Genomic DNA, 26,393 nt, shown 5'->3' with positions numbered 1-26,393 from the left:
AAAACGATACTATTTATTTTCACTTCATCGCCACACCCAACCACTTCACCATCTCTTTCTCATTCCAGCCTTTACGTTGTGCATAATCCACCGCCTGATCTTCATCAATTCGCCCTAGTGTGAAGTAATTCGATGCCGGGTGGGTGAAGTACCAACCGCAAACGGAGGCGGCGGGCCACATGGCGTAGCTTTCGGTGAGTTTCATACCAATGCGTTGCTCCACTTCGAGAAGATCCCAGATAATTTGTTTTTCCGTGTGTTCTGGGCAGCTTGGGTAGCCGGGGGCGGGGCGAATGCCGACATATTCCTCACGGATCAAGCGGTCGTTTTCAAAGGTTTCTTTGCTATATCCCCAGATTTTCGTGCGAAGTTCAAAGTGCAGATATTCCGCCATTGCTTCAGCAAGGCGATCGCCCACCGCTTGCAGTAAAATGGCGTTGTAATCGTCCCCTGCGGCTTTGTAGCTTTCGACTAAATCGTGTTCTTCAATCCCCGCACAGACGGCGAACATACCGAACCAATCTTGCTTACCGCTCTCTTTGCGTGCGATAAAATCGCTCAAACAAAGGTTATACGGGCTTTTGCTGTTTTTGCCCCGTTCGCCTTGTTGACGCAGATTATAGGCTTTGCCGATGACAAAAGTGCGGTCAGAATTTTGATAGATTTCAATATCATCACCTGCACTGTTAGCAGGGAAAATCCCCATCACACCGCTTGGGTTGAGCTTGTGATTTTGTTCTAATTCGTCCAATACTTTTTGGGCATCATTCCACACACGGCGGGCTTCTTCGCCCCCTTCAGGATAGTCAAAGGCATCAGGATATCCGCCCATCAAGCCCCATAACCGAAAGAACGGCGACCAGTCGATAAACTGGCGTAATGTGGCAATCGGCACATTTTTATACTCCACAATGCCCGTTTGTTTTGGTGTTGGCACGTGGTAATCCGCCCATTCACCGCTGAACGCATCAAAGCGGTTGGCTCTGGCTTCCTCAATTGGTAATTGCTTGCGAGGCGCTTTTTTGTTGGCAAAGGCGTGCTGAATTTGCTCGTACTCTTTTTTCGTTCTCGCCCACAACTCTGCTTTCGTTTCTGGATTCATCAACGCAGCACAGACGGTAACGGCGCGAGAGGCATTGGTGGTGTAGATCACTTCATAATCGTATTTCGGGTAAAGTTTAATTGCCGTGTGCTCTTTGGAAGTGGTCGCCCCACCGATAATTACGGGAATGTTCAACTTCAATCGGTTCATTTCGCCTAAAAAGTATTCCATTTCATCAAGAGACGGCGTGATCAAACCGCTCAAGCCGATAATATCCGCTTTTTCATCAATCGCCGTTTGAATGATTTTATCCGCAGGCACCATCACGCCCAGATCTATCACGTCAAAATTATTACATTGCAACACGACGCTCACTATGTTTTTGCCGATGTCGTGAACATCGCCTTTGACGGTGGCAATCACCACTTTTCCATTTGACGCTCCTTTTTGTTTAGTGGCATTGATGAAGGGTTCTAAATAGGCGACCGATTGCTTCATCACACGGGCGGATTTCACCACTTGTGGCAGGAACATTTTACCGTCCCCAAATAAATCACCGACCACATCCATACCATCCATTAAAGGTCCTTCGATCACCTCAAGCGGTGTGGGGAATTTTTGGCGGGCTTCTTCGGTGTCTTCCACAATGTAGGTGGTAATCCCTTTCACCAAGGCGTGTTTTAAACGTTCTTCCACCGACCAAGTACGCCATTCTGCGACAGAATCGACCGCACTTTCGTTGCCTTGATGACGATATTTTTCCGCAATATCCAAAAGGCGTTCGGTTGCATCCGCACGGCGGTTAAGTACGGCCTCTTCCACCACTTCACGCAATTGGGGATCGAGATCATCATAAATCGCCAGCTGTCCAGCATTAACGATCCCCATATCCATACCTTGTTTAATGGCGTGATAAAGAAAAACGGCGTGAATCGCTTCACGCATAACATTATTTCCTCGGAAGGAGAAGGAAACATTGGATACCCCTCCCGAAATTTTGGCGTGTGGTAGGGTGCGTTTAATTCGCCCTGTGGCGTTGATAAAATCCACACCGTAATTATTGTGTTCTTCAATGCCTGTGCCAATGGCGAAAATGTTCGGGTCGAAAATAATATCTTCAGGCGGAAAGCCGACGTGATCGACCAAAATCCGATACGCACGGGTGCAGATTTCCACTTTTCGTTCTTCGGTATCCGCTTGCCCCACTTCATCAAACGCCATCACAACCACGGCAGCACCGTATTTGCGCACTAATTTGGCTTGTTGGATAAATTTTTCCTCCCCCTCTTTCAGTGAGATGGAGTTCACAATGCCTTTCCCTTGAATTGCTTGCAAACCTGCCTCAATCACCTCCCATTTGCTTGAATCGATCATCACTGGCACTTTTGCTGCATCGGGTTCGGTTGCCATAATGTTGAGGAAACGGGTCATACATTTTTGCGAATCGAGCAGGGCTTCGTCCATATTGACATCAATCACTTGCGCCCCATTTTCCACTTGGTCAATGGCGATCTCGATGGCTTCGGCAAATTTTTCTTCTTTAATCAATTTTTTGAATTTCGCCGATCCCGTCACATTATTGCGTTCCCCCACATTGACAAACAGGCTGTTGTCATCAATGTTGAGCGGTTCAAGCCCAGATAAACGCATTGCGGTTTTAATTTCGGGTAATGGGCGTGGCGGAATGTTTGCCACCGCTTCCGCAAAAGCTTTAATGTGTTCGGGCGTTGTGCCACAACAGCCGCCTACAATATTGACTAAACCACTTTCCGCCCATTCTTTGAGATACGCCGCCATCTCGTCAGCCCCCAAATCATAGCCACCGAAGGCGTTGGGTAAACCCGCATTCGGGTGAACAGAAACGTAGCTTTCGCTAATTTTCGCCATCACTTCCACATAAGGTCGTAACTCTTTCGGCCCCAAGGCACAGTTTAATCCGAAACTAATCGGTTTCGCATGGCGAAGGGAATTATAGAAGGCTTCGGTGGTTTGTCCTGAGAGCGTTCGCCCTGAGGCATCAGTGATCGTGCCAGAAATCATTACCGGCAGTGTCACGCCTAATTCGTCAAACACCGTTTCAATGGCAAAAATAGCGGCTTTGGCGTTGAGGGTGTCGAAAATCGTTTCGATCATAATGATGTCCGCCCCACCTTCGATCAAACCTCTCGTTGCTTCGGCATAGGCATCGACTAATTCCATAAAGGTAATGTTGCGGAAACTTGGATCATTCACGTTCGGTGAAATCGATGCAGTGCGGTTAGTCGGTCCAAGAACGCCCGCCACAAAGCGAGGTTTTTCGGGGGTGGAATACTTATCGGCGGCAAGGCGTGCCAATTTTGCCCCTGCAAAATTCAGTTCGTAGGCGATGGATTGTAAATCATAATCCGCTTGGGCAATGGTGGTGGAACTGAAAGTGTTGGTTTCAATAATATCCGCTCCCGCCTCAAGGTATTTTTCATGAATGGCACAAATTAAGAGTGGTTGAGTTAAGGTAAGCAAATCATTATTACCGCGTAAATCGACCGCACTTTCTTTAAACCGCTCTCCCCTGAAATCTGATTCGGTGAGTTTATATTGCTGAATCATCGTTCCCATTGCTCCGTCTAAAATTAAAATGCGTTGGGCAAGGGCGTTTTTGAGTGGGGCTAAGGTTGTTTTTTGCATAATTTAGATTTTGTAAGCATAAAGAAATAATGGATGGATAATAGGTAGAAGTATCGGCAGTGTCAAATATTGCAACAGAAAGTGCGGTGAAAAAATAAGCCGTTCTTAAGAAATGAAACTTTTTAATTCAGTTTATATGTCATCGAGCAGTTTTTGTTGAAGAGAAACAATCAATCACTTGTTGTTTAAACGCTGATTTTATTTAGTTATAAAAAAATCTGCACCTTAATCAGCTAGCGTTTAGTCCAACTTTTGAGATGCAGATTAATCTTTTATTGCTAAAAATTATTCTTTTGGAATTTCAGCGCCTGAGGCAAGTAAATCTTGAATATCGGATTTTAGTACATCAGCTTTTGGTCCATAAATGGCTTGAACACCGGTACCTTTGATAATAATCCCCATCGCACCAGCTTGTTTCCATCCGGCTTCGTCACCAACCAAATCAGCGTTATGTACGGAAATACGTAAGCGTGTCATACAGGCATCCACATTGGCGATATTATTGCGCCCGCCAAGTAAATTCACAATTTGTACCACTTGTGCGCTGGCATTAGCCACTTTTGGCTCATTCGATGTATTTTCATCGGCACTTTTCGCATCATAGTTACCATTACGTCCTGCGGTAGCGAGATTGAATTTTTTAATCATAAAATTCGCAATGAAGAACATCGCCACAGCAAAGAGAAGTGAAACCCAAATAAAGTTAATCACATCCATACCAATGCCCGCTTTAATCGCCATTGGTGTGCGGGTTAAAAATTCAATGTTACCGAAGGAATGCATACGGAGATTGACGATATCCGCCATAGCAAATGCCGCACCTTGAACTAAGGCATACACAATATAAAGTGGCATTGCCGCAAACATAAACATATATTCAATCGGTTCGGTAACCCCGGTGAGGAAAACTGCAAGGGCAGAAGAGAGGAAAATCCCTTTGTAGAGTTTTTTCTTATCGGCATCCACATTCACATACATCGCAAGGGTTATCCCCATTAAAATCCCGCTTGAACCAATCATTTGCCCCACTTTAAAGCGAGCCGGCGTGACGGTGGAAAGTAGATCATTATATTGTGCTAAATGCCCCGCATCTTTTAAGTTAATTAAGTCGGAGATCCAAGCTAACCATAATGGGTCTTGTCCAAAGACTTGTGCCCCTTTTTGCGCCCCGGTTAAAAACTCATAAGTACCGCCCAATGAGGTGTAGTTCATTGGAATCGTCAGCATATGGTGCAAACCGAAAGGTAATAAAAGACGCTCTAATGTCCCGTAGATAAATGGTGCAAGAACCGGAGCGGTATTTTGTGAGCTTGCAATCCATTGACCAAAATGGTTGATCCCGGTTTGTACCAAAGGCCAGAACAAGGCAAGGATGATCGCCACTAATACGGAACGATAAATCACCACAAAAGGAACAAAACGTTTACCATTAAAGAAAGTGAGCACTTCGGGTAACTTGCGAAAGTTGTAATAGCGATTGAAGGTTGTGGCACCAACAAAACCGGCTATAATGCCCACAAACACCCCCATATTTAATGCGGGTTGCCCGAGGATGTTGACAAAGTAGTTTGCCACAGGAATTTCACCGGCAAAGAATGTGCTGACATAGGCATTCGGATCCGCAAGCATTTCAATTTTCACCCCGAAAAAATGTCCGGTAATCAGGTTAATTAAAATAAACGCCAATCCTGCGGCAAATGCACCACCGGCACGTTCGTTCGCCCAGCTACCGCCAATAGCGAGAGCAAATAAGAGATGGAGGTTACCAATAATCCCCCAACCAATTTGGGCAATAATATTACCAATGCGTGCAACCCATTCAGCATCGCTTAACAAAGGCAGTGAGTTACCAATACTCACCATTAATCCGGCAGCCGGCATAACCGCAATGACCACCATCAGGCACTTGCCAAATTTTTGCCAAAATTCAAAACTTAGCAATTTTTTCATTTGTTTTCTCCTACAATATGACATCCACTTCCAAGCCAAAATGGTCGGAAACCACAGGTTTATTTTTGCCGTTAAAAATCACCTGACTGGATAACACCCTTTTTGCTTGATTTAAAAAAATATAATCCAAACGCTTTTCTTCGCTATGACCACGCCAACCATCAATGGCTTTCTCTACCGTAATGCCCGAATCTTTTTGTTCGGCAAGTTCGTAGCTATCAAGTAAACCTAGTGATTTAATTTGCTGATAAGCCTGCTGATTGCTGATTGCATCGGTATTGAAATCCCCCATGAGGATTTTTAGATTCCCACTGCGGCTACGTTCGACGATATTTTGAATATTATCGAGTTGATTTTCACCTTCGCAATCAGGCAAATTAATATGGCAGGAATAACAATCAATAAATTGATTTTGGTATTCTACGGTTAATCCCAGTATTTTACGTGAAAGAATGGAATCAAGGCGTTGATGTTGGCTACAATAAAAAGGATCAACTTCATAAACAGGTAAGCGGGTTAAAAATGCAATACCTTCATCATATTTATCATAGCCAATATGGGAATTACTCCAAAATAACGAATATTTTTGCTCAACTTGTTGGTTAATTTGGCGTAATAATATTACGCCATAATTATCCTGCTTTAAGGTTTGAGCAACGGTTGGAGCTACCATAAGTTGATTTACTTCCTGCAACGCAACCACATCGTAACCCTTTTCCACTATTGTTTGAGCAAGAATTTCGATTTTTTCTGCTTGGTTATCTTCTAACCAAGCATGGACATTTAGGGTAAGTAATTTCATTGCCCCTCCCTTAGCCCTCACAATGCCAAATATCAGCGTTATATTGCGCAATTGTTCGGTCTGAGGAGAAGAAGCCTGCTTTTGCGATATTTTGAATAACTTTTTTATTCCAACTGTCTTGATCTTCATAATCCGCTAAGATTTGCTCTTTCGCTTTCACATAAGCGTTGAAGTCAATCAAGGTCATAAACCAGTCTTTGTTCAATAATTCATTATAGAGGCGTTCCAAACGTACCGAATTACCGAGTTTTACTAATGCCGGATTTACAATAAAATCGACAGCACGTTTAATATGCTCATCATTGGTGTAGTAATCTTTTGAAACGTAGCCTGCTGTTTCATAAAGTTTAATAATACTTTGTGAATCTTTACCAAAGGTGTAAATATTCTCTGCGCCCGCAAGCTCAGCAATTTCAACATTTGCACCGTCCATGGTTCCCAGCGTTAATGCTCCATTAAGCATAAACTTCATATTACCTGTGCCGGAGGCTTCTTTTGAGGCAAGGGAGATTTGCTCTGAAATATCCGTTGCCGGAATGAGTTTTTCAGCCACACTCACATTATAGTTTTCCACTAGATAAACATTTAAATATTTGTTGACTTCCGGATCGTTATTGATTAATTCCGATAAACAAAGAATTAAATGAATAATATCTTGCGCAATCACATAAGCCGGTGCCGCTTTACCGCCAAAAATCACCGTAATTTTACGCTGAGGTAATTTACCTGCTTTGATTTCAAGATATTTATGAATCACATAAAGCGCATTCATTTGCTGACGTTTGTATTCGTGGAAACGTTTAATTTGCGTATCAATAATAGAATTTTCGTCTAATTCAATACCTTTGTTTTCTTTAAGATAGGTTTTTAAGGCTAACTTATTCTTAAACTTAATTTCAGCCAGTTTTTGATGGACTTGTTTATCATCGGCAAAAGCAAGTAATTTTTCTAACTGTGTGGCGTCTTGCAGATAACCATCCCCAATGAGTTGTTTGAGATAGGCCGCCAATTCTTGGTTGGAAAACTCTAACCAACGGCGGAACGTGATCCCATTGGTTTTATTATTAAATTTCTCCGGATAAAGGGCATAAAATGCTTTGAGTTCCGCATTTTTTAAAATGTCAGTATGTAATGCTGCAACCCCATTTACCGAGTTTGAAAAATGGATATCCATATGTGCCATATGAACACGCTGATGTTCATCAATAATTTGCACAGCAGGATCTGTATATTCAGCACGCACCAACTCGTCTAATTTTCTGATAATGACAACTAAGTGTGGAACGACTTCCTCTAAATAACTAAGCGGCCATTTTTCAAGCGCTTCGGCAAGAATGGTATGGTTGGTGTAACCTACCATATTGCGTACAATTCCCACGGCTTCGGTAAATTCAATATGATGTTTTTCCGTGAGTAGACGGATTAATTCAGGAATCACCATTGAAGGGTGGGTATCATTAATTTGTACATAGGCATAATCTGCCAAATCGTGTAAATTGCTACCACGCTCAAGGGCTTCATCAATTAATAATTGGGCTGCATTGGAGACCATAAAGTATTGTTGATAAATACGTAATAGCTCACCATTTTTATCAGAATCATCCGGATAAAGGAATAACGTTAAATTTTCTTCAATATTGGTTTTATCGAATTCAATTCCCTCTTTAATTAAGTGATAATTCACTGATTTAATATCAAATAAGTTGAGGTAGTTTTTCGTGGATTTTTTATAGCCTAAAATATCAATACGATCTAATTTTGATGTTAAAGTAAAGGCTTTAAATGGTATGTCATAACTAATTTTTGTCGGTACTAACCAAGAATCATTTTCGATCCAATAACTCGGTTCGGTTTTTTGTTCATTGTGCTTAAAGACTTGTTTAAATAAGCCGCAATGGTAATTTAATCCTACACCTTCCGCATTTAAACCAAGTGTTGCCATTGAATCAATAAAGCAAGAGGCTAAACGTCCTAAGCCGCCATTTCCTAAAGAAGGTTCAGGCTCAATATCTTCAATATGGCTTAATGATTTTCCTGCAAGAGCCAATTCCTCTTTAATCTCTTGATACACGCCAAGGTTAATGAGATTGTTAGATAACAATTTACCAATTAAAAATTCAGCAGAAATATAATAAACCTTACGTTTACCCGTATTTTTAGGTTTATCGGCAGAAATTCTTTTTACATAGTTTAATAACTGCACATAAACGTCTTGATCGTTTAATTCTGCAAGGGTTTTGTTGGTTGCTGTTTGCACAAAAGTACTAAATTTTATCATTGTTTTTTTCCTTCATTCGCTCTTTGATAAAGTGCGGTTATTTTTGTTAAGAAATCTTTTTTGTCTTGTGTGAGATCGTTTTCTTGCATCCTCCATTGCCAATTTCCACCAATGGTAGAAGGAATATTCATTCTTGAACGGGTCGGCAAGTCTAAAATATCTTGCATGGTTGCAATTGCCGTATTACTGACCGTGGCAAATAATTGACGAATCACTGCCTGACAAACAGATTCATCTGCGCTACGATGCGTATAATCATTGACATATTGTTGCTGTTCCGGGGTCAAATTGACATACCAACCATTAATCACATCATTGTCGTGGGTACCTGTGTAGGCAATGCAATGAGGGATGCAATGATGTGGGTTATCAAAACTTTCCCCGGTAGTATCTTCAAAACCGAATTGTAAAATTTTCATACCGGGATAGCCACAGTCCGCTAACAGTTTTTTGGCTTTATCATCAATATTACCGAGATCTTCAGCGATAATCGGTAAGTCACCTAATTGTTGTTTTACGGTCTCAAATAATTCGTAACCGGGACCCGGCTGCCAGCTACCGTACTTGGCAATGTCTGCCTTGCCATCCACTTGCCAGTAATCTGAAAAACCTTTGAAATGGTCGATACGAAGTACATCGTAGATTTTAAAACTTTCCGCAATACGATAAATCCACCAAGCATAGCCTTGTCTTTTATGTTCGTTCCAATCATAAAGCGGATTGCCCCAAAGTTGACCGGTCGCACTGAATTGATCGGCTGGAACACCTGCCACAAATAGTGGATTACGTTCTGCATCTAATTGGAAGAGTTCCGGTTTTGTCCACACTTCCACACTATCAGCGGAGACATAAATCGGCATATCACCGATAATTTTAATGCCTTTTTGGTTGGCATAATTTTTCAGTGCCTGCCATTGCTGGAAGAAAAAGTATTGGGTTACTTTGAAATACTGAATTTGCGCTGCCAACATTGCTCGGTATTTTTCCAGCGCCTCCGGCACACGGGCAATGGCTTGTTTGTCTTCCCATTTTTGCAGTGCTTGATTACCAAAATGTTCTTTAATTGCCATAAATTCCGCATAATCCGTCAACCAAGTGCGGTTGTTTTCTGCAAAGTTTTCAAAGTCAGGGCGCAACGCCTCATTGGCGACAAAATTTTTCACTGCTATTTCTAAAATCGGGCGTCTTGCGTAGAAAATGCGCTCATAATCCACTTGAGTCGGGTCATCACCAAAATTGATGGTGCGATAATCTGCCTCTTGCAAAAGCCCCATTTGTGCCAATAAATCAAGGTCGATTAAGTGGGTATTGCCGGCAACAGCAGAAAAAGATTGGTAAGGTGAATCACCATAACTTGTTGTGGTTAATGGCAGAATTTGCCAATAGGTTTGCTTTGTTTCAACCAAAAAATCCACAAAATGATAAGCAGATTGACCAAAACTACCGATACCGAATGAATTTGGGAGTGAAGTGATGTGCATTAAAACACCGCTTGAACGAGTAAACATAATATTTCCTCTAGGAGTAAATGTTGTCGCCAATTTTAACTAAAATCCACCTTTATGCAATATCTTTTACGTAAAAGTTTTATCATTAACGGAAAAATATGATTTTAATCAAGATTTATACGTATAACTTGGCTTTTTTATGCTATCCTATGAAAGAAGAGAAAGGAATCGAAGATAGGCAGACGGAGTAAAATATGAGCAAATATAAAAAAGTTTATCACGATATAAAAGCAAAAATCAGCAATGGTACGTTAGTTGCCAAACAAGAATTACCAAGTGAAAGTGAATTAATGCAACATTATGGTTTTTCAAAAGATACGATCCGAAAAGCCCTTTCACTGCTCGAAATAAACGGCTATATCCAAAAACAACAGGGTAGAAACTCAATCGTTTTGGAACGTCATTTGCCAAAACCGCAAATACTTTCAGAAATTAAAACAGTAAGTGAATTAAACCATTCGTCATCTCACCAAGTTAAAACTACACTGAGTAGCTTATATATTGTACAAGGTGAGGAAGAATTAATGCATATCTTTAATGTCAATGAGCAAATTGATTTCTACCGTATCGGGCGAACACGTGAGATCGATGGAGAGCGTGTGGAGTATGAGGTGTCTTATTTTGATCGCCGCATTGTTCCTTTCATTAACCGCGATATTGCAGAACAATCTATTTATCACTATTTAGAAAGTGAACTAGGCTTAAAAATCAGTCACTCACAACGGGAAATTGTGTTCCGTTATGCCAATGAAGAAGAGGAAAATACGCTGGATCTAGGAGAATACAATATGATCGTGAGTGTCACCAGCACAACTTATCTCGCCGATGGTCGTCCATTTCAATATGGCAGTATTAGTTATCGTCCTGATAAAATTACCTTTGCATCAACAGCGACACGAGAAATAAAGCATTCATCAACAAATTGATTAAATGCTGAAAAAGTGCGGTCGTTTAGCCGTCTAGATTGTCATTTGTTGGTTTTTTATTTAGAATAATCCCGTTTATTTGGTTTTGATTAAAAGGTGCGTTATGGCAGATTGGGATGGAAAATATATCAGCCCTTATGCGGAACATGGAAAAAAAAGTGAACAGGTAAAGAAAATTACCGTATCGATTCCGATTAAAGTATTAGAAATTTTGACGAATGAACGCACCCGCCGCCAATTAAAAAACTTGCGTCACGCCACAAATAGTGAATTGCTTTGTGAGGCATTTCTTCACGCCTTTACCGGTCAACCTCTTCCGACAGACACCGATTTAATGAAAGATCGTCATGATGAAATCCCGGAAGATGCAAAAGAAATTATGCGTAGCTTGGGGATTGTTCCGGAAACTTGGGATTATTAATTTTTCTCGTTATTTAATCCCGCCAAAATGGTACATTCTGGGCAATCATTACCTTGGCAAGTATCGTGCCATCGTTGTAATTCTTCCACCATTTTCTCCAATTGTTTAATTTGTTGTTTTAATGTGTTGATGTGCTGTGCAGTTAATATTTTAACCTCTCGGCTATTGCGATTCGGATTATCCTGCAACGCAATTAACTGCTTGATTTGTTGTAGGGAAAAACCGACATCACGTGAATGACGAATAAAATGTAACCGTTCAATATCTTTTTCTTCATAATGGCGATAACCGGAAAAACTACGTTGTGCCGGTTTGAGTAAGCCCAACTTTTCATAATCTCGAATTTGCTTTGTGCTGAGTCCGCTCAGTTTTGCCGCTTGGCTAATGTTCATAAAAAAGCCCTTGACCTTCACCTTAAGTTAAGGTTTATAGTATGCCACGATTCATCAGTCCTTCAACCATAAACAGGAGAAAATTATGAAAAACGTTCGTTTAACCGTAACAGGAATGCATTGTGGCGGCTGTGTAAAAAGTGTTACCCGAGTATTGGAAGAATTAGAAGGTGTAGAACAGGTGAATGTTGTGCTTGAGGGATATGCCGATATTCAATTTGATGAAAACAAAATTACCATTGCGCAATTAATTGATGCCATTGAGGATGCGGGTTTTGATGCAACAGAGTAAAAAAATTACCCTTCAAATTGAGGGAATGACTTGCCAATCTTGTGCTAATCGAATTGAAAAAGTGCTGAATAAAAAAGCCTTTGTCAAAGAGGCGAGTGTCAATTTTGCTGTGGAAGAAGCAAAAGTAGTATTTGACCCGACACAAGCAAATGAAGCCAATATTCTTGAGATTATTCAAAAAACAGGGTTTAAAGGCATTTTGAAAAACGATACGCTGCCTGTTCAAAAAGACGAAAAAAAATCCCACTGGCGACTTTGGTTGTTATTGCTGATTAATATTCCATTTTTAATCGGTATGGTTGGTATGCTTATGGGTAATCACAACTTGATGTTGCCACCTATCTGGCAATTTGTGTTAGCGACCATTGTGCAATTTGGTTTGTCCATCCCATTTTATCGTGCAGCGATAGGGAGTATTCGAGGCGGTTTAGCCAATATGGATGTACTAGTGAGTAGTGGCACACTCACGATTTATTTCTATTCCGCTTATATGCTGTTTTATCATACCTCACAAGGACATAATGCCTTACACCATATCTACTTTGAAGCAGCAGTAATGGTGATTGGGTTTGTGAGTCTGGGGAAATTTTTAGAAGAACGAACTAAAAAGCACAGCCTCAATAGTCTGGAATTATTACTGCGACTTACGCCTAAAAAAGTGGAAATTTTCCGTGACGAAACTTGGCAGAATGTACCGATTAATCAAATCAAAGTTGGCGATCTGCTGCGTGCAAATCAAGGTGAACGTATTGCTGCCGATGGCGTGGTGGAACAGAGGAAAGGTTGGTGCGATGAAAGCCATTTAACCGGTGAATCTTTGCCGGAAATGAAACAGGCGGGAAGTGCAGTACTTGCCGGAGCAATAGTCACCGAAGGCAGTCTAACCTATCGAGCCAATCAACTTGGCGCACAAACATTACTTGGCGATATGATGAAAGCACTTTCTGAGGCACAAGGAACAAAAGCCCCCATTGCCCGCTTTGCCGACAAAGTCGCAGGTATTTTTGTTCCGGTGGTATTGGCTATTGCGCTATTCACATTCGTACTAACTTGGTGGATAAGTGCAGAAATTAAAACCGCTATTATTCATTCCGTTGCCGTATTGGTTATAGCCTGCCCCTGTGCATTGGGACTTGCCACTCCGGCAGCGATTATGGCAGGGATGGGGAAAGCCGTAAATCGTGGCATTTGGTTTAAGGATGCCGCAGCGATGGAGCAAGCAGCGCACATTGATACGGTTGTATTGGACAAAACCGGAACGCTAACAACCGGGGAGTTAAAAATCGCCGCAGTATGGCAGCCTGAAAGTGCGGTCATTTCTAAAGAGGATTTATATCAAATAAGCGCAACCGTAGAGCAATATGCCACCCATCCCCTTGCCAAAGCCATTGTCCGTGAAGCATTGGAAAAAAATCTCACCATTTCGACCGCACTTTCAGTAAATACAGAAATTGGCGCAGGAATTTCCGCTACGCTCGAAGGAATTGGCGAAGTGAAAGTTGGCTCACCTGAGTTTTGCGGATTTAATGTTCCCGTAATGCTTGATCAGGTCTGGCAGATTGCCAGTATTGTGGCGGTTTCCGTGAATGGTAACATTGCCGGTGCATTTGCTCTAACGGATACATTATGCGAAGAAAGTAAAATAGCGATTGAACGTTTAAAACAGCATCAGATTGAGGTGATGATTATGAGCGGTGATCGCCAATCTGTCGTTGATTACGTGGCGCAACAATTAGGCATCACACAAGCATGGGGGAAACTCAGTCCTCGTGATAAGGCTACTCAAATTCAAACCTTGCAACAGCAAGGAAAAATCGTTGCGATGGTCGGCGATGGCATTAATGATGCCGCAGCGCTTGCAATGGCAGATGTGAGTTTTGCGATGAAATCCGGATCTGATGTGGCACTCCAAACGGCATCTGCCACCCTTATGCGACACTCCGTCAATCAACTTGCAGACGGTATCCTTATCGCCCGAGCAACATTAAAAAACATCAAGCAAAATCTCTTTTTTGCCTCAGTTTATAATGTGCTGGGTATTCCCCTTGCGGCATTGGGCTATCTAAATCCCGTTATTGCAGGTGCAGCGATGGCATTAAGTTCCATTTCTGTCTTGACGAATGCCTTAAGATTAAAACATTTAAAATACTAAACAAACGTCCACAAAACACCGCTATTATGTGGTAACCATGCAAACAAATTTTGACCTTGCACGAACCGTGCAAGGTTGATTCTCCCCTAAAAGTATTAGAGTTGTAGCACCACAAAATTTACCCATTTTAGCTTTAAAGGGGTTGTCCTAGATAACAACTAAAAGCTCTATTTAAGTTAAGATAACCAAATAAGAAAAAGCCGTCTAAGTCAGCATAAATAAAATAAACTCATCGAGCTGTTTGTAGCAGGTGTCACTACCTGAATAACCGCTGAGTTAGTAAATGTGAACAAAACGATCACGGTCTATTACTTCCATCATCTACGGTTGCTTATCTATCAAAATAGCTCATATATAGAGATGTTTGAAGGTGAAATTGAAGCCGATGAAAGCTATTTTGGCGAACCCCGCAAAGGTAAACGAGGATGGTGCTACTGGTAAAACCGCTTTGTTCGGGCTTTTAAAACGTGACGGTAAGGTGTATACCGTTGTTGTTCCGAATACGCCATCAGCAACACTTTTACCGATTATTAGAGAAAAGTTGAAGCCCGACAGTATCGTTTACACCGATTTCTACCGAAGTTATGATGTGCTTGATGTGAGTGAGTTTAATCGTTTTCTTATCAACCAAAGCACTCACTTTGCAGAAAAACAAAACCATATCAACTGAATTGAGAATTTTTGGAACCAAGTTAAGCGTCATTTATGCAAGTTTAACAGCATTCCCAAAGTTCATTTTGAATTGAAGGAATGTGAATGGCGTTTTAATCACAGTAACTTGAAATCTAAAATTTCCATTTTAAAACAATTAGTTAAGGGCATCTTAAGTTAATTATCTAGGACAGTCACTTAATTAAATACATTTATCGTAATAATACAAAATGCATTCATAAATCCTATTTTCAAGCTATTAAATGTCTTAAACCACTTATCAAGATCGCAAAGTCATAGGCAATAAATAAAGTCTCCCTTCTGTTCGTTCAAATTCTGTCCCATCCGTTACCCATTTTTGATTGAATACAGTGATCATAAAATCGCAATTTAGCACGTTAGTTACAATAATCGATATTTTCTCATTATTTTCCATATATTTTCCTGGGTGAAATCGAATGAATATCTAATTCACGCATTTATTTCAGCACTGTTTTATGATTCAAATTAAAACCTATTTGACGTAGTTTTCGCTTTAAAGGACAATAATCGATTAGAGGGACTATTTGGAGAACTTAAGCAGAAATTATTAGTACATCAGGGTTTAACTAAATATCATAAGATATTATTTATTAAAGATTTTTTAAATAAAAAGAGTTGATCGTAAATTTACGATCAACCACTTTCTCTATTAGGGCATAGGGGAAACAAAAAAGGTCAACCATTTTGTCTACTATACTTTTTTTAAACCCTTAATTCTTCCACCAATGCTTTAAATAAGGGGGAATTTTGACGGCGGTTTGGGTAATAAAGATGATATCCCTCATAGTGGATGGCGTGGTTGGATAATATTTCCACCACTTCACCCGTTTTTAATTCTTCGGCCACTCTATCTTTTGGGATTAAGGCTAGCCCTAAATGGGAGAGGCAGGCTTTTTTGACTAAAAAATTGTTATTCACAATTAATCGGCCTGATGGGGTAAATTTAATTAACTCTTTTGTTTTAGGGGAGCGAAATTCCCATACAAACAATCCTTCAGAGGTTGGCATTCTGACACACAAACATTGGTGTTTGGTTAAATCGTTAATGCTTTTCGGCGTGCCGTGTTTCTCTAAATATTGTGGGGTTGCCACCAGTGCCATTTGCATATCTTCAGAAATGCGTACGGCGATCATATCTTGATCCACTTCTTTACCCAAACGAATACCTGCATCAAAGCGGCCGGCAACAATATCTGCAAATTTCATATCGCTGGTGAGTTCTAATTTCACCTCGGGATATTTTTGCATAAATGCTAATAATTTATCCCAAATAGCGTATAAAAATGAGTGATCTGCACCATTAATTCTTAATGTGCCATTTAAGGTATCACGAAATGTGCTTAATGCATTCACATTGTCTTCGATGCTTTCAAACAAAGGAAAGAGTTTTTTGAAAAGTTGTTCACCTGCTTCTGTGGTAGCGACACTTCGGGTGGTGCGGTTAAACAGTTTGATTTTTAGCTGTTCTTCCAATTTACGCATCGCATGGCTTAGGGCTGAGGTGGAGACCCCTAGGCGTGCTGCAGCTTTGGTAAAGCTGCCTGTTTGTGCGACAACGATAAAACTGCGTAATTCATTCATATTTTCAATCATCTTACTTCCCCATTGATTGTTGAATTTCATTCAAGAGGCTATCAAAAAATTTCCTACTAATCAAAGCAATCTTTTCTCATTATAATGCGCCCATTCAACGCAAATAGGAGTAAAAAATGACATCAGTTAAATTAAATAATGGTATTGAAATGCCAATGGTCGGCTTTGGTGTTTTCCAAGTGAGCGATGAAGAAACCGAAAAAGCTGTATTAGCCGCATTAAAAACCGGTTACCGTTTGCTTGATACGGCCGCCGTTTATGGCAATGAGGCAGGAGTAGGGCGTGCCATTAAAGCGAGCGGCATTCCTCGTGAAGAGATTTTTGTTACAACAAAACTTTGGATTCAGCGTGAAAACGGTTATGAAAACACCAAGAAAGCCCTTGAAGACTCGTTAAATCGTTTGGGTTTAGACTATGTGGATCTCTATTTAATGCACCAACCTTTCGGTGATGTGCATGAACAATGGCGTGCGATGGAAGATCTCTATAAAGCAGGCAAAGCCCGCGCTATTGGTGTGAGTAATTTCCATATGGATCGTTTAATGGATTTGATTACTTGCCATGAGGTTGTACCTGCGGTCAATCAAATTGAAACTCACCCATTCTATCAACGTGAAGAGGAAATCGTTTTCCATCAGGAATGGGGTGTCGTACAGCAAGCTTGAGGCCCGCTTGCCGAAGGAAAATTTGAGATTTTCAGCAACCCGATTTTAACCGGTATCGCACAAAAACATGGTAAATCGGTGGCGCAGGTGGTATTGCGTTGGCTCAATCAACGGGGAGTAGCAATTATTCCTAAATCCGTTAAAATTGAGCGGATGGTTGAAAACCGTGATATTTTTGATTTCACCCTTGATGAGCAGGATTTATCGCAAATTGCGACACTCAATCGTGATGAGATCATCTTCAATCACCGTGATCCGAAAATGGTTCAATGGTTGGCAGAACATCGCGGGTAAGACGATTAATGTTGATAAATGATGATTCACATATTAACACTGATGAGGAAAACTTATGTCTAGTTGGTCGGAAGGCTATGTTAGCGATATAAATTATACGTTTGGTTATTATTCGGAGCTCAACCCGAATAATGCGGTTATCCCTTTTTTAATGGCTGGGCTCGCACCACCCGAATCGATCCTCACTGCGCAATATAACGCTTGTGAGCTTGGTTTTGGGCAAGGGGTATCACTCAATGCGCACGCAACCGCCAGTTATGCAAAATGGTATGCCACAGATTTTAATCCTTCTCACGCCAATTTTGCCCGCCACCTTTCTCATATCGCCAATAATGGCGCATTGATTGCGGACCAAAGCTTTAATGAATTTTGTCAACGTGATGATTTGCCGGAATTTGATTTTATTGGTTTACACGGCATTTGGTCTTGGATTTCCGATGAAAATCGAACTATTTTGGTGGATTTTATTCACCGTAAATTAAAAGTGGGCGGGGTATTATATATCAGTTATAACACCTTACCGGGCTGGTCTGCCCCTTCACCATTGCGTCATTTATTGCGTGAGCACCATAACACGATGACCTCTACGGCGAATAGCCACCAACAAAATATCAGAGATAGTGTAGAATTTGTCGAGAAAGTTTTTGCACAGAGTGCATCGCTCACTCAAAGCGCACCGCAGCTCTTACCTCGTCTCCAAAATTTGAAGGATAGAGATCTCAACTATGTTGCTCATGAATATCTGAGCAAAGATTGGCAACCAATGTATTTTGCCGATATGCAAAAATGGTTGGAATCAGCCAAGTTAACCTTTGCTTGTTCCAGTAATTATTTAGACGATTTCAATGAAACCCTATACAACCAAGAACAGCGTGAATTAATGGCAAGTTTTAGCAATCCATCCTTTGCGCAAACAGTGAAAGATTTCATCTTGAATAAGCAGTTCCGTAAGGATTTTTGGGTAAAAGGTGCACGTCATTTAACCCCTTATGAGAAAAGTGAAGCGTGGAAAAAGCTACGTGTCCTGTTGCATACCCCTCGTTTGAAAATTGAAATGAAAGCCTCAAGCCATTTAAATGTCGGGTTAAATGAGGCGTTATTTAATCCTGTACTCGATATTTTGCAAGATCACAAAATTCATTCTGTGAAAGACATTGTTGAAACTTTAAAAGATCGCTTTAATGAAATCGATATTTTCAATGTGTTGGCAATTCTTGCAGGGAAAAATAATTTAGCAGTTGTTCAATCGGAACAAGCTATTGAACAAGCCCGCCCTCGTTGTGCCGCCTTTAATCGCTATATACTGGAACAATCCCGTTCTTCTGTATTCAGTATTAATTATCTTGTCAGCCCGATTACCGGCGGTGCGTATCATTTTGATCTTGTACAACGCTGGTTCTTACTGGCGCATATTGAAGGCGTTGCGAAAAATAAACAAGTGGATTTTGCTTGGGAACTGTTAAAGACTAATGGATTATTTATGTCGAAAGAGGGGAGAACCCTACATGATGACAACGAAGGCAAAGCTATGATGAAAGATCTTCACAAGGCGTTTGTTGAAGAACAACTTCTGTATTTAAAATGCTTAGCCATTCTCTAAGCAAAGGAAAAATAAGGGAAAGGTATTTGATCTGAGCAGCCCCCAAAATGTTGGGGGCGTTTGATGCAAAAGTCATCAGCGACAGCATGGTGAAATTGTTGAGCTACCGAAAATCGGTATTAAAGGTAACACTCACTTCCCAATGCAAGATACCAATAATGTGCAAGTGGTGGAGCATTTGGAGGGGTGGTTGAAGGATAAGGGGTTGGATAAGTAAGGGGATAATTTAATACAGTCTGGAAGTTCAGATGGCGTTTTACTAAAGATCATAACCACATTAACGGAATTGAGAATTTTTAGAATTAAATAAGACGTTATTACGCAAGTTTAATAGCATCCTTAAAGCCGATTTTGAGTTGAATTTAAAGAAATACAAATAACATTTAATAATGGCAATAAAGGATATAAAATCTCTATCAAAAACAATTGGTTATAAAAATTTTTGTCTAATTTCCGAATGCCCCTTTTAATCAAACTTAAGCTAATGGAGAAAATTTATGGGACATAAAATTAGAGCACAATTAGGTAAAACTAATATTTTAGGAGATGCAAATAATGTCACTCAAATAGGAACTGGAAACCAAAACAACAGTAATAATACTACACACAATCACTACCATAATTCAGTATCTTCTACTCAATCTGATAATGGAGAAATGATTTTTGCTTTTTTATTTATTGTTATAATAGCACCTATTAGTTATTACTTGTTTAAATATGGTGATTATATTTTAAATGGTATTATATGGCTTCATGTGTTTTTATTGTTAAACTTTAAATCGGCATACGACCTCTACAAAAATAGAGACTTTGATGGAAAAGATTTCTTAAATCTTATTTTTATATTAGCTATAGGGATAATATCTTTCTTATACTCAAAAGGGCTGTTTTCTGTTAAAGAATTTAACGCCCTGATTAAACATGCTGAAAATAAAAATTTTTCAGAGTATTGGAATATGACAAGAGATTGGAAGGTTTATTCTATATACTTCCTGATTTCATCGCTACTAAGCCTAGTTATATTGATTATAAATCTAATTTATACATACACCTTCTTTAGATATTCAAAGGCTTCAAAAAAGCAAAGCAGCCTTGTTGGTATTTTTATTATATTATTCATCACAGGAGCCATTTATTACTTCGTTATCAAAGAACCTATACATATAATTCATTTTATTAATGATATTAAACTTATTAGTGTAGTAGATATAATAGTTGCTAATTTCTTGTAATCGATACCTAAACAATAAGGTAATAGCTAATGATGATAGGGAGTGCACTAGATAATTAGCAAATTTCTTAACATGTAAGTGGCGGAACATTTTCTCTTCATTGATGGCGAGGGTAGTTTGAACATAAATACGTTCGCCGTTTTTTTCCGCAATAAAGTTAATTCATTAGCTCATCCTATTTAACTAAAACATTATTATGTGGCTCCTAGAGTAAAATTATATTAGTCGCATACAACGGCACATTCACCATCCAATCCTGCTCCCGATAATCCGCCATTGAAAACCGAATTGCCTGCTCGGGGTGAAACTGATCCACATACACTTTCAAACTTTTTGTTTTAAGGTTTTCTTCCGCTTTCACTTCAATGGGGATTACGGTTTGTTTGCATTGCAACACATATTGCTCCGTTAACCCCCTTTAAATTCAGTGAAAATGCGGTTGCTTTCTAATAAAGTTGTGACATCTAAATGGCTTTGTGTTGCGAGCAAACCTACATCCAAGCCAAATAATTTAAAGGCATTATCTTGATAGGTGGACAAGGGCAAATGCGGTTTTTTGATGCGTGGCACGCAATGCACCAATCCACTGTTTTTTAGCCATTGCAGTGCGATTTCATAATCCTTACTTCTCGCCCCTTTCTGCAAATTGGCATAGATGAATTTCTTATTTTCTTTGGCAAGTTGTTCTGGAATTGAAGCCCAAATCGACCGCATTTTTGCACCGTTTTCCCATCAGGAATATGTTTAGAAAAATCCTGCTCATACGCCATTAGTAGATTGTGTTGCACTTGGCGTACCTCATTGACATTTTGGGTTTCAACAAAGATTTTTACTGCTTCGGGCATTCCACCGACAAAATAATATTGCCGTAGTAAATCAATGTAGCTGGATTTCATCGCCGTTATCAACGCCCAATCTTTCATTTCAAGCAATTGAACGAGCTCTTTCTTGCTCAATGCGGTCAAAAATTAGTGAAAAGTCATCGGGTAAAGCGGTAAAAAATCCACTTTACCCACAGGAAAAGACTATTGATGATGGAGCAACACGCCAAGTAAGGAACCAGCCGCCACAATATAAAAGTACGGTGCGTTTTCGTAGAAATATTTCAGTGAGGACAAGCCTTGCGGCACTTCTTGAATTAACATTTTTTCCGGCGAAAAAATGTTAATATCTAGCATTTTTCTAAAGGAAAAATCATTATCTAAGCCAAAAGCTAAAAGTGTCGTCGGTTTTTCGTTCATTTTTATTATTGAATCCCATTCACAACCCCATTGAATTTCCCCTATCTAATCAACACAATCTTTTTCACCTATAATGTCCTCATTCGATTAATACGAGGAAAGCAAAATGAAAAAATCATTTAAGAAAACCCTGATTTCAGGTTTATTTATTTCAACATTCTTTTTAGGAGCAAATACCATGGCGGCTGATTACAAACAAAATCCGTTTACCTTAACTTATGACGGTGCGATTACGGAAAATCTACAAGGCAAAGTGAACATTCATCCTCTCACTTATGTAAATAATGAAGGGATTAAAATTTCTGCGAATATCTATACACCGGCAAATTTTGATCCAACTAAAAAGTATCCGGCGATTACGGTTGCTCATCCAAATGGTGGTGTGAAAGAGCAGGTAGCAGGATTGTATGCACAAAAATTAGCGGAACAAGGTTATATCACTATTGCGGCTGATGCGGCTTATCAAGGAGCGAGTGGCGGTGAGCCTCGTCAAACAGATAAGCCGGCTAACCGTATTAATGATATTCATGCAATGGTTGATTTTCTTGAAACTTATCCCGGGGTCGATACTACACGTATCGGTGCTTTGGGTATCTGTGGTGGCGGTGGCTATACATTTGCCGCAGCGCAAAGCGATAAACGATTACAGGCTGTGGCGACAGTTAGTCTTTTCAATACAGGTGATGTACGTCGTAATGGCTTAGCCAATAGCCAAGTTTCGACTATTCAAGAACGGCTTGCTCAAGCGGCAGCCGCACGTACTGAAGAAGCAAAAGGTAACATTGAATATGCCGCTAATGCGGATATGAGCAAAATTACACAAGCCGATGTAGAAAAAATGCCGGCAGGGTTATACAAAGATGGAACTGAATACTATGGTATAACTCACCGTCATCCTAACAGCACACCACGTTACACAATGGGAAGTCTGTTAGATTTAATGACTTGGGATGCCACTGATCATGCTGAACTAATTAGTGCGCCATTGTTGATTGTTGCCGGTGATAATGCGGATACGCTGTATATGAGCGAAAAAGTCTTTGAAAAAGCTGGCTCACCAAATAAAGAATTTATGAAAATTCCAGGTGCAAGCCATATCGAAACCTACTGGAAACCGGAATATGTGAAGCAAATTAGCGAGAAATTGACGGATTTCTTTGGTAGAAATCTGTAGCCTGTTCACCTAGCACGAGCTGTGCTAGGTTTTTTAATGTCCGATTATCCCCACACCCCAAACTGGGGTTAAATTGAGAAGACGATCTATGAAAAAAACCTTTCTTTTTTCTACCGCACTTGCTTTCGCCACGTTGCCTGCTTTGGCGGAGCAAACCATTACGCCTTACACGCAACATCAATGGATTTCTGTACCCGCTGAGTATTTTTCGGGGGATGCACGTTTTACCAGACTACCTGAAATGCCAAATAGTCCTGACGGCTCTGCAATGGTGGAATTTCAAGCCGGCACAGTGACTGATTGGCATAGTCATTCATATGGACAATATCTTATTGTGACTGAAGGCGAAGGACGCACACAAGAATGGGGCAAGCCGATTCAAATTATCAAAAAAGGCGATGTGGTATGGTGCCCGCCGAATGTGAAACATTGGCATGGTGCAGGCGAGCATAGCAAGATGTCGCATATTGCGATCAGCCCAAATGCGAAAGAAAACAAGGCAACTTGGTTAGAAAAGGTGGAGTTAGCGAAATCTGATCCGAAAGCCGAATTACAAAAAATGAGCCAATCTACCCCACTTATCGATAAGCAACTTGCCATTGTGCCGATTGCGTTTTATTCCGCTCGGGGGGAATTAGCACCACTCAAATCTGCGTTAGAACAAGGTTTGGCAAGGGGGTTGACTGTAAGTGAGTTACAAGAAATTTTTGCCCACCAATATGCCTATGCAGGCTTTCCTCGGGCTTTAAATGGGTTATTGACTTTGCAAAATTTGCTAAAAGAACGTGCTGAAAAAGGTATTGGTGATGAGCAAGACAATCCAACAGCAAAAACGGGACCGACCGACTATTATGCCTTAGGTACGCATACGCTCAATACCCTAAATGGACGGGATAATTCAGCTATTTTATGGCATTTTGAGGGGATTGATTATGCCTTAAAAGCCCATTTATTCGGTTATTTGTTCAGTCGCGATAATTTAAGTGCGGTTAATCGTGAGATCGTTACCGTCAGCACCCTTGCCGGGCTGGAAACGGTGCAGAGCCAACTACGTTCTCATTTAGGTATTTTGAGAAATCTTGGTTTAAATGAAGTGGAATTAAAACGGATCATTGCTGAGTTAAGTAAGCTTAATCTAATGGCTGCGGATAAGGCGAATGAGGTGTTAGAGCAAGTTTTGAAAGGTTAACATTAAGCGGTGGAATTTAAAACGGTCGCAAATTCCACCGCACTTTTTCTTAGAATGAACCCCTTAAGCCAACATAGATATTACGACCATCTTGACCATAACCAACAACGTTTTCGTATTTTTTATCGAAAAGATTATTTAGGTTCGTATAAATATTAAGGTTTTTAGTTAACTGATAATTTACACCTAAATTAACTAATGTATAGGATGGCATACGATAGCGGAACGTATTGTTATCCCTGCGTTTTCCAACGTAAGAGATATTTGCACTTGAACCTAATTGCGCCGTTATTTGATAAGTGATTCCTGCGTTAGCCGTATGTTTTGGACGGCGAATGAGTTGTTTACCTGAACTGTCTTTTGCTTGAGTATAAGTGTAGTTTGCGTAAGAACTTAATTTATCGGTTAATTTTCCGTTAAACACCAGTTCAACGCCTCGAATATGACTCGTTCCGGGCATATTTACAGACTGATAAGTACAGGACTGTCCCCAAGAAGTAGCATAACAAGAGCCGGGAAGGGGTTGATCCGCAATTAAATCTTTAACATTTCGAGCAAAATAGGTCGCATCTAGACTGTATTTTTTATCGGTCGTTTCCATTAACAAACCGACTTCTCCCCCACGACTTTTTTCAGCTTTTAAACCAAAATTTGGGATGGAATAATAGGGATAACCGAAATATTCAACCAAAGTAGGCGTTTGTGTTGCGGTTCCTAAACTTGCGTGAGCGCGCAAATTCTGCGATAAACGGTACGCGCCGGATAATCTTGCAGTAAACGCATTACCATATTGAGTGTTATCAATATAACGTCCACTAATTGAAAAGCTATGATCATCTTTGCTCAATAAACGATATTCAAGTGCGGTACTTTTTTCATTGATTTTTAATTTATTCGAATATTCCGTTCCTAAGTAGTTGGATTTGTTATAGTCAGCCAACAAACTTACCGATTGTGTTATCTCTCCTTCACGATCAAAATTGATATCTAATTGATAATTGACATCTGATCTTTTGGCATCATAGGCACTAGAGTAAGACGAAAAGACATCACGATCAGTTTTAATACGGCTTAAATTAATTTTATGTTTGAACAATTCCTCTTCATTTCCAAGATAACCGCTTAATTTATAAAGGGTTTCACGAGTTCGTGTGGCATGCCCGATTTCATCACCAATAAAATTATCAAAATCAACGGTTTGGGATGAGCGAGACGTTAAAAATTCAATACCTTTTTGATTGTCGTCATAACCAATGCGTGCAGATACATTATCTCGATGAAATTTATCTTTTTCAGAGGCGGCTGGGCGATGAGATGAAGCACCGTTTTTACCACGATAAGAAAATTGACGGTTGCTGAGTGCTGAAATACCGTTTGTACGATGACTATCTCCGTGAAACGCATAATAAAAACCACGGTTATAACCGGAAATAGTGGCTGAGGCGTCACGGGTACGGTGTGAACCGGTGCCTAAATCAAAATCAATGTTAAACGGTTTCTCTTTGTAGAGCCCGCTTTTGGTGGTGATATAAACCACACCACCCAAGGCATCACTTCCCCAAAGGGCGGATTGTTCGCCACGCAGTACCTCAATACGTTCAATATTGCTTAATGATACCCCACCGAAATCAAATCCATATCCATTCACCGGATTCATTTTGACCCCGTCAATAATAACGGCAGTTTGGTTGGAATCTGCACCACGTAAAAATAAACTTGTTGGGGAGCCTACCCCTCCGTTGGCGCCTATCGCCACACCCGGCACGGTTTTCAACACATCACTCACATAAGTCGCATTGCGAGCAGCGAAATCTTTTTCCGTTAAAACGGTGACAGATGAGGCGGTTTGATCTTGATTGATGGGTGTCGCATAAGCGGAATAAACATTAATGGACGGCAGTTCTGTACCAGAAGATTCCCCATAGACAAAAGTGGAAGCACCAAGCAAAAGTGCGGTTGTAATTAGATTTTTTTTCATTGGTATGTCCCTTCGGTTAAATAAAGCCGTATTTTGACATAACTTTTTTCGCTTTCCTAATCGAGATTTTTCATACCGGGTTTTAATTCCATTCATAAAAAAACCGGTATTATGCAGCAGTTGCACAACGTTGTTTTTTGTTATCTTGTAGGGACACACTGCGTGTGTCCGAATTTTAAGCTATTGAAATAATTTGATTTTATAACGGACACACGCAGTGTGTCCCTACGTTTTGGTTAAAATTTCTGTTTTGTGCATTTGCTACATAATACCGCACGTTTTACTCTACTTTAACGCCTTGTACTAT

The 26,393-nt window shown here is 40.3% G+C and carries 16 protein-coding genes and 3 pseudogenes; 10 read left to right on the top strand and 9 right to left on the bottom strand.

From position 1 onward, the window contains the following. Window positions 1-19: 19 nt before the first annotated feature. From metH to malQ, 5 genes are all read right to left on the bottom strand, one after another. Entirely contained in the window at window positions 20-3,706 is a 3,687-nt protein-coding gene (gene metH / locus BKK50_RS02845; RefSeq protein WP_077415124.1) for a methionine synthase, read from the bottom strand. Window positions 3,707-3,991: 285 nt separating this feature from the next. After that, window positions 3,992-5,656 carry a PTS transporter subunit IIBC gene (locus tag BKK50_RS02840; protein ID WP_077415122.1) on the bottom strand — a complete coding sequence of 555 codons (1,665 nt, stop codon included), beginning with the start codon at window positions 5,654-5,656 and terminating at the stop codon, window positions 3,992-3,994. A gap of 10 nt (window positions 5,657-5,666) precedes the next feature. After that, entirely contained in the window at window positions 5,667-6,458 is a 792-nt protein-coding gene (locus BKK50_RS02835; protein ID WP_077415120.1) for an endonuclease/exonuclease/phosphatase family protein, read from the bottom strand. A gap of 10 nt (window positions 6,459-6,468) precedes the next feature. Continuing rightward, on the bottom strand, window positions 6,469-8,736 hold the full coding sequence (gene glgP, locus BKK50_RS02830; protein ID WP_077415118.1) for a glycogen/starch/alpha-glucan family phosphorylase: 2,268 nt from the start codon (window positions 8,734-8,736) through the stop codon (window positions 6,469-6,471). Continuing rightward, window positions 8,733-10,244 (bottom strand): 4-alpha-glucanotransferase, encoded by a 1,512-nt coding sequence (gene malQ, locus BKK50_RS02825; RefSeq protein WP_143529735.1) that lies wholly within the window; start codon window positions 10,242-10,244, stop codon window positions 8,733-8,735. The genes glgP and malQ overlap by 4 nt, the downstream gene beginning before the upstream one ends. A gap of 194 nt (window positions 10,245-10,438) precedes the next feature. Between malQ and BKK50_RS02820 the strand changes: the two genes are divergently transcribed. Then, entirely contained in the window at window positions 10,439-11,170 is a 732-nt protein-coding gene (locus BKK50_RS02820; RefSeq protein ID WP_077415117.1) for a GntR family transcriptional regulator, read from the top strand. A 103-nt stretch (window positions 11,171-11,273) separates the two neighbouring features. After that, the gene (gene metJ, locus BKK50_RS02815; protein WP_077415115.1) at window positions 11,274-11,591 is read left to right on the top strand and encodes a met regulon transcriptional regulator MetJ; all 318 of its coding nucleotides are present in this window, start codon (window positions 11,274-11,276) and stop codon (window positions 11,589-11,591) included. Here metJ and BKK50_RS02810 read toward each other — a convergent pair. Continuing rightward, window positions 11,588-11,983 carry a Cu(I)-responsive transcriptional regulator gene (locus BKK50_RS02810; RefSeq protein ID WP_077415113.1) on the bottom strand — a complete coding sequence of 132 codons (396 nt, stop codon included), beginning with the start codon at window positions 11,981-11,983 and terminating at the stop codon, window positions 11,588-11,590. The genes metJ and BKK50_RS02810 overlap by 4 nt on opposite strands. An 85-nt stretch (window positions 11,984-12,068) precedes the next feature. Here BKK50_RS02810 and BKK50_RS02805 point away from each other — a divergent pair, with 85 nt between their 5' ends. The 3 genes and pseudogenes from BKK50_RS02805 to BKK50_RS02795 all read left to right on the top strand — a co-directional run bounded on the left by BKK50_RS02805 (window position 12,069) and on the right by BKK50_RS02795 (window position 15,259). Next, window positions 12,069-12,275, top strand: a complete 207-nt coding sequence (locus BKK50_RS02805; protein WP_077415111.1) for a heavy-metal-associated domain-containing protein — start codon at window positions 12,069-12,071, stop codon at window positions 12,273-12,275. Then, window positions 12,262-14,427, top strand: a complete 2,166-nt coding sequence (locus BKK50_RS02800; RefSeq protein ID WP_143529734.1) for a heavy metal translocating P-type ATPase — start codon at window positions 12,262-12,264, stop codon at window positions 14,425-14,427. The genes BKK50_RS02805 and BKK50_RS02800 overlap by 14 nt, the downstream gene beginning before the upstream one ends. A 231-nt stretch (window positions 14,428-14,658) precedes the next feature. After that, window positions 14,659-15,259 (top strand): annotated as a pseudogene (locus BKK50_RS02795) (IS1595 family transposase). 563 nt (window positions 15,260-15,822) lie between these two features. Here BKK50_RS02795 and BKK50_RS02785 read toward each other — a convergent pair. Next, window positions 15,823-16,713, bottom strand: a complete 891-nt coding sequence (locus BKK50_RS02785) for a LysR family transcriptional regulator (protein WP_077415107.1) — start codon at window positions 16,711-16,713, stop codon at window positions 15,823-15,825. 116 nt (window positions 16,714-16,829) lie between these two features. Between BKK50_RS02785 and BKK50_RS02780 the strand changes: the two are divergent. The 3 genes and pseudogenes from BKK50_RS02780 to BKK50_RS02770 all read left to right on the top strand — a co-directional run bounded on the left by BKK50_RS02780 (window position 16,830) and on the right by BKK50_RS02770 (window position 20,504). After that, window positions 16,830-17,672: pseudogene (locus BKK50_RS02780) on the top strand (aldo/keto reductase). 55 nt (window positions 17,673-17,727) lie between these two features. Next, entirely contained in the window at window positions 17,728-19,272 is a 1,545-nt protein-coding gene (locus BKK50_RS02775; protein WP_077415105.1) for a methyltransferase regulatory domain-containing protein, read from the top strand. 497 nt (window positions 19,273-19,769) lie between these two features. Beyond that, window positions 19,770-20,504, top strand: a complete 735-nt coding sequence (locus tag BKK50_RS02770) for a hypothetical protein (RefSeq protein ID WP_077415103.1) — start codon at window positions 19,770-19,772, stop codon at window positions 20,502-20,504. Between the two features lie 205 nt (window positions 20,505-20,709). Here the strand turns inward: BKK50_RS02770 and BKK50_RS12775 are convergent. Then, window positions 20,710-21,643 (bottom strand): annotated as a pseudogene (locus tag BKK50_RS12775) (ATP-binding protein); the annotation flags it as partial. 208 nt (window positions 21,644-21,851) lie between these two features. Here BKK50_RS12775 and BKK50_RS02760 point away from each other — a divergent pair. Beyond that, window positions 21,852-22,919, top strand: a complete 1,068-nt coding sequence (locus BKK50_RS02760; RefSeq protein ID WP_077415101.1) for an alpha/beta hydrolase — start codon at window positions 21,852-21,854, stop codon at window positions 22,917-22,919. Between the two features lie 88 nt (window positions 22,920-23,007). Continuing rightward, the gene (locus tag BKK50_RS02755; protein WP_077415099.1) at window positions 23,008-24,108 is read left to right on the top strand and encodes a cupin domain-containing carboxymuconolactone decarboxylase family protein; all 1,101 of its coding nucleotides are present in this window, start codon (window positions 23,008-23,010) and stop codon (window positions 24,106-24,108) included. A 49-nt stretch (window positions 24,109-24,157) separates the two neighbouring features. Here the strand turns inward: BKK50_RS02755 and BKK50_RS02750 are convergent, their stop codons facing one another. Continuing rightward, window positions 24,158-26,086, bottom strand: a complete 1,929-nt coding sequence (locus tag BKK50_RS02750) for a TonB-dependent receptor plug domain-containing protein (RefSeq protein WP_077415097.1) — start codon at window positions 26,084-26,086, stop codon at window positions 24,158-24,160. Window positions 26,087-26,393: the final 307 nt, after the last annotated feature.

This window comes from Rodentibacter rarus (assembly GCF_001998965.1).
Lineage (GTDB): Bacteria > Pseudomonadota > Gammaproteobacteria > Enterobacterales > Pasteurellaceae > Rodentibacter > Rodentibacter rarus.
This window is presented reverse-complemented; position numbering and strand designations above follow the sequence as displayed.